Genomic DNA, 2,477 nt, shown 5'->3' on the forward strand with positions numbered 1-2,477 from the left:
GTAAGCGCTGTTCAGCGGCCACCTACCCGATGACGGTGTGATCTGCGAGTCTGCGGTTCGGTTTGGACCGTTAGGCTTAGAATGGACACAGTGCATACTGCTATCACGGAGCCGGTGCGGCGGCTCGAGGTCTTCACCGGAGCCGGTCGTCGGCGGAAGTGGAGCGACGAGGACAAGGTGCGGATCGTCGCGGAGATCGTGGCGAGTGGCGACTCGGTGTGTTCCGTGGCTCGACGGCATGGATTGTCGCCGCAGCAGCTGTTTGGCTGGCGACGTCAGTTGCGAGAAGGAGCAGGCGGTCATTCCGAAGCTGACGAAGTACAGTTTGTGCCGGCGGTGGTGGACGCAGTGGTACCGGCGCCAAGTGCTCACCGGGAGCGCAAAACGGTGCGCAAGGCAGATAGCGGGATCATCGAGATTGAAGTGGACGGCATCACGATCCGAGCCGGTCGTGGAGCGGATACGGCGATGATTGCGTCGATTGTCCAGGCGCTGAAGGTGAGCCGGTGATCGGTCCGTCAGGTGCGGTCCGGGTGATGGTGGCGACCAAGCCGGTAGACTTCCGCAAGGGCATGGAGGGTCTTGCGACCCTGGTGCGCGAGAGCATGGGTGCAGATCCATTCTCGGGAGCTGTTTATGTGTTCCGGGCCAAGCGGGCGGACCGGATCAAGCTGGTGTTCTGGGATGGAACGGGCCTGTGCCTGTTCGCCAAGAGGCTTGAGGATGGGACCTTCCGCTGGCCGAAGATCGAGGACGGTGTGATGCGCCTGTCGGCAGCGCAATTGTCGGCGCTGCTGGAAGGACTCGACTGGCGGCTTGTGCACGAGGCACGGGGGACGCCGGCGCCAGCGCAGCCCGGGTAGTTGTTGGCAGCGCTGCGGCGAAGTGAATCAGGACCGTCGGATGCGTCGCCAGATGGCGGCGAATATGCTCTGATTTGGCTGTGAGCGACGTCCTGCCTGACGATCCGGAGACGCTAAAAGCGATGCTGCTCGCCGAGCGGTGCGAGAGCGAGCGGCTGCGTCAGATCATCAAGGAATTGCAGCGGCATCGGTTTGGCCGACGGGCAGAGACGCTGCCTGAAGACCAGATGCTGCTGGGCCTGGAAGACGTCGAGCAAGTCGCAGCGTACGGCGAGACGGCACAGGACATCAGTGCACCTGAAGGCCGTGATGCGCGAGCTCGCAAGCGCCGGGGCAACCGTGGCGCCTTGCCGGCGCACCTGCCGCGGATCGAGGTCATCGTCGACATCGAGGACAGGACCTGTCCCTGCTGCCAAGGCGAGTTACATCGGGTCGGCGAGGATAGAAGCGAGCGGCTGGACCTGGTCCCGGCGCAGTTCCGGATCCTCGTGACCCGGCGGCCCAAATACGCCTGCCGGGTTTGCGAGGATGGCGTCATGCAGGCGCCAGCTCCGGCTCGGCTGATCGAGGGCGGACTGCCAACGGAAGCAACCGTCGCACAGGTTCTGGTGTCAAAATATGCCGATCACCTGCCGCTCTATCGGCAAGCGCAAATCTATGCACGCCAGGGCATTGAGCTCGATCGTTCAACGTTGGCGGACTGGGTGGGGCAGGCAGCCTTCCATCTGCGTCCCTTGCATGAGCGCCTCCTAGGCAAGCTTAAGCAACGGCCAAAGCTGTTCGCCGACGAGACGACGATGCCGGTGCTCGATCCCGGCCGTGGGCGCACCAAGACCGGTCAGCTCTGGACCTATGCTGCGGACGACCGGCCGTGGGGCGGCGCAGATCCGCCCGGCGTCGCCTATGTCTATGCCCCCGATCGCAAAGCCGATCGACCGATCGCTCATCTGGCAGGCTTCAAGGGGATTCTGCAGGTCGACGGCTATGCCGGTTATGGCAAGCTCGCCGAGCGTGGCGATGTTCGGCTTGCATTCTGCTGGTCGCACATGCGGCGTAACTTCTACGAGCTTGCCACACCCGGTCCGGCGCCCATTGCGAGCGAGGCGCTCAAGCAAATCGCCGAGCTCTATGCCGTCGAGAAGGACATCCGTGGCCGCAGCGCCGAGGGGCGCCGTCTCGTTCGGCAACAGAAAAGCAGACCGCTGGCGGAAGCGTTCGAACGGTGGCTCCGCGCCAAGCTTGCGCTGATCAGTCAAAAGGGCAAATTGGCAGACGCAATCCGCTATGCGCTCTCACGCTGGGAGGGCCTGACGCGCTTCATCGATGATGGCCGTATCGAGCTCGACAACAACGCCGTCGAGCGCTCGATCCGTCCGATCGCACTCAACCGGAAAAATGCACTGTTCGCTGGCTCCGACGGCGGCGCCGAGCACTGGGCCATCATCGCATCCCTGGTAGAAACTTGTAAGCTGAACGACGTCGATCCCCTTGCCTTCCTGACTGACGCGCTCACCAGGATCGTCAACGGTCACCCAAACAGCGAAATCGATCAGCTGCTTCCCTGGGCCTATCGCGCGCAATCCCTCAAAGCCGTGGCCTGAGAACGACGTTTAC

Annotated in this window: 3 protein-coding genes; all 3 read left to right on the top strand. The window is 63.3% G+C overall.

Annotated features, from left to right (window positions below; all coding sequences use genetic code 11):
• Positions 1 to 81: 81 nt before the first annotated feature.
• Positions 82 to 510, top strand: a complete 429-nt coding sequence (gene tnpA / locus AC0L23_RS39760) for an IS66-like element accessory protein TnpA (RefSeq protein ID WP_446482978.1) — start codon at positions 82 to 84, stop codon at positions 508 to 510.
• Positions 507 to 863: an IS66 family insertion sequence element accessory protein TnpB gene (gene tnpB / locus AC0L23_RS39765; RefSeq protein WP_247295361.1), complete on the top strand. Its 357-nt coding sequence runs from the start codon at positions 507 to 509 to the stop codon at positions 861 to 863. Before tnpA ends, tnpB begins: the two co-directional genes overlap by 4 nt.
• A 122-nt stretch (positions 864 to 985) precedes the next feature.
• Entirely contained in the window at positions 986 to 2,464 is a 1,479-nt protein-coding gene (gene tnpC / locus AC0L23_RS39770) for an IS66 family transposase (RefSeq protein WP_247371356.1), read from the top strand.
• Positions 2,465 to 2,477: the final 13 nt, after the last annotated feature.

The sequence above is a fragment of the Bradyrhizobium sp. MI1.4 genome (genome assembly GCF_055811315.1).